The organism is Microcoleus sp. LEGE 07076, assembly GCF_015207455.1.
Classification (GTDB): domain Bacteria; phylum Cyanobacteriota; class Cyanobacteriia; order Cyanobacteriales; family Microcoleaceae; genus Microcoleus.
Genome location: NZ_JADEWV010000377.1, coordinates 1 through 3,191, shown reverse-complemented (window position 1 = coordinate 3,191; position 3,191 = coordinate 1). Strand labels below are relative to the sequence as shown.

The 3,191-nt window shown below is 47.2% G+C and carries 2 protein-coding genes; both read left to right on the top strand.

Features of this window, described 5'->3' with window-relative positions:
- Nucleotides 1–350 precede the first annotated feature (350 nt).
- Entirely contained in the window at nucleotides 351–1,748 is a 1,398-nt protein-coding gene (locus tag IQ270_RS29250) for an amidase (protein ID WP_193976618.1), read from the top strand.
- 281 nt (nucleotides 1,749–2,029) lie between these two features.
- Nucleotides 2,030–3,191 (top strand): cation:proton antiporter (locus IQ270_RS29245; protein ID WP_193976617.1); only part of this gene is annotated, 1,162 nt, incomplete at its 3' end.

The window sequence follows — 3,191 nt, the reverse complement described above, 5'->3', positions numbered from 1 at the left end:
GACAGGGGTACGGGCGGGCGAGGTGCTGGCGGATGCTGTTGTGTCATATGCGCTACCTTAAGTTGCTGAGAAGGCTGACTCGAACAGATGATTTGTGGAAGTTGGACAATGCCGATCGCCACGTGCGTCTCTTGCACAAAGGCTGGACTGTTGCGATCAGTCTATCCCAAAAGAGGAGCACACTGCTGCACCAGTAACGAAATATTCTGCTGCTTGCAGGATGCGAATAAAATCGAGCTACTATCTAATATGGATTTTCGACACGGGAAATATTTTTTACCTGCCAAGACTTTTCGTTCAAAAAAAAGTATAAATTGATACTGCCAAAAAAGTATTAAGGACTTAAACCGATGAATTCTGTCGATCGGGCTTTTACTCCAGCTCTGGAATTAGCGGAGTCGATCCGCACTCTGGAAGTGTCGCCTCTAGAACTTGTGAATCTGTACTTGGAACGCATTGAGCGATTAAACCCCGAGCTTGGCAGTTATTTTACAGTAACGGCCGATCGGGCGATCGCCCTGGCTAAATCGCAAACCGAACAACTTGCCGGGTTAAACAAGCTGCAAGAATTGCCGCCTTTTTTCGGAGTGCCGATCGCCATTAAAGACTTGACACCAGTTACCGGGCTTCCGTGTACTTACGGGACTCAAGCATTGCAGGGTAATATATCTGCCTACGACGAGTCAGTAGTATGGCGGATCAAAGCAGCCGGATTTAACATTCTGGGCAAAACAGCAACCTCTCAAATTGGCTCATTGCCTTACACCGAACCCGAAGGTTTCCCGCCCGCGCGCAATCCCTGGAATTTAGACTACACGCCGGGAGGTTCCAGCGGCGGCTCAGCGGCGGCTGTAGCGGCGGGTTTATGCGCGATCGCCCAAGGTTCAGACGGCGGCGGTTCGATCCGAGGCCCAGCTTCCGCCTGCGGTTTAGTGGGCATAAAACCCTCGCGGGGGCGAGTTTCCTGGGCACCAGTCGGAGATTACCTCAGCGGCATTTCTGCCAACGGCCCCCTCGCGCGCACTGTAGCTGACGCGGCAGCACTTTTGGATGTCATGTCAGGCTACACAACAGGCGATCCGTACTGGCTACCAGATCCAAATCCGACATTTCTAGAAGCTTCAGGTCAAAAAGCGGGCAATCTGCGAATTGCTTTTTCTACCGCTATTCCCTCCGTGGGCGAGGCGGAGGCTATCTGTCAGCAAGCGGTACACGAAACTGTCAAATTATTGACAGATTTGGGTCACAATGTAGAACCCGGATGCCCAGATTTTACGGGTTTAATCGAACCGTTTACACTAATTTGGCAGTCAGGAGCGGCTGCAAGCGGCATTCCAGGCCCTGCTTTGGAACCGATGAATCGGTGGTTGTTGGAAAGAACAGTTTCCGCTGGAGAATATTTGCGGGCGGTGAATCAAATGCAGGTTATTTCACGGCGGATTGTGGGATTCTTTGAAAATTTTGATGTGTTAGTTTTGCCGACTTATATGCACTCGCCAATTCGGATCGGTGAGTGGGCGGATCTGAGCTGCGAGGAAACTTTGGCTAATATTATTAATTGGATTGCTCCTTGTCCGCCGTTTAATGCTAGCGGTTTGCCTGCGATCGCACTTCCGGCAATTTTAGATGATAACGGTTTACCCGTGGGTATTCAAATTATCGGGCGGCCGGCAGCAGAAGCAACTTTAATTGCTTTAGCCGCGCAGATGGAAGCGGCAAAACCTTTCCCAGTTTTGGATTTTCAATAGGTTTGTAGTCATGACTTTAGTCCTGGGATTTTTAGAAGGACTGAAGTCCTGACTACGAACCGGGTTTTTAGTCAGGACTTTAGTCCTCGGATTTAGATAAGGACTGAAGTCCTGACTACAAACCGATCTTTTGCGAAGAAACTGGGTCAATTCCGGTCAATCGTAGTTATTAGCAATAACGGCTGCAATTTCTCCAAAATCCCTCTTTAGATTGATAGATATTTTGATTTTTTATGGGAAAACTGGTAACAGTTCGGTGCGAATATGTAGGATAAGAAATTATGTTAAATTCCGGTCCTATCACTGCTCCAGTTCCAGTTTTCCTGGTTCTTTTAGCAATCATGTTAATCGCCCCGCTGTTATTTGAGCGCTTGCGATTGCCGGGAATAGTCGGTTTAATTATTGCTGGGGTAATTGTCGGCCCCAACGGTTTCCATTTGCTGGAACGGGACGCTACTATGGTTCTGTTAGGTACCGTAGGATTGCTATTTTTGATGTTCCTAGCAGGACTGGAAACTAGCCTCGACGACCTCAAACTCAATGCAGACAAAGCTATCATATTTGGGCTGGCTACTTTTGCGCTGCCGATGATCTTGGGGACGGGAGCAATGCTGCTGTTGGGATATAAATTGCTGGCTGCAATTTTGGTCGCTTCTTGTTTTGCTACGCACACGCTTTTAGCCTTACCAATTCTCACAAAATTGGGACTGATGCGAACTCAGACTATTACTGCGACTTTGGGGGGGACTTTAATTACGAATGTATTGGGACTCTTGGTGCTGGCAGTTGTTGTCAAAGCTTATAAAGGAAATCTCACTCTCGATTTTTGGTTATTTCTAATTCCATCTCTTACTATCTACACTTTTGCTACTTTGTGGGGAGTTCCCAAAATCGGTCGCTGGTTTTTCAAGAAATTCGGACATGACGAAAACGCCGAATTTATGTTTGTACTAGCCACCTTGTTTTTGGTTTCTTACGCAGCGGAAATGATTGAAGTTGAGGCAATTATTGGTGCGTTTTTATCGGGAATTGCCATTACTCAAATTATCCCCAAAATGAGCCCGCTGATGAATCGGATTGAGTTTATTGGCAATACGCTGTTTGTGCCGTTTTTTCTGATTTCGGTGGGGATGTTGATCGATCCGCTAATTTTGGTGAAGCAGCCGCAGTCTTTGTTGGTGGCTGGGGTGATGATTTTAGCAGAGGTGGCGAGCAAGTTTTTGGCAGCTTGGATACCGGGGAAATTATTTGGTTTTCAGTTTCCGAACATTATGGTAATGTTCGGTCTTTCTGTTGCTCAAGCTGCTTCTACTTTGGCTGCGATTACGGTTGCTTTTGATATTAAATTGGTCGATCGCGTAACGGTGAACGGCATCATTGCCATGATTTTAGTAACTTGTGTCGCTTCTCCTTGGATCGTATCTCGGTGGGGTCAAGAAATGC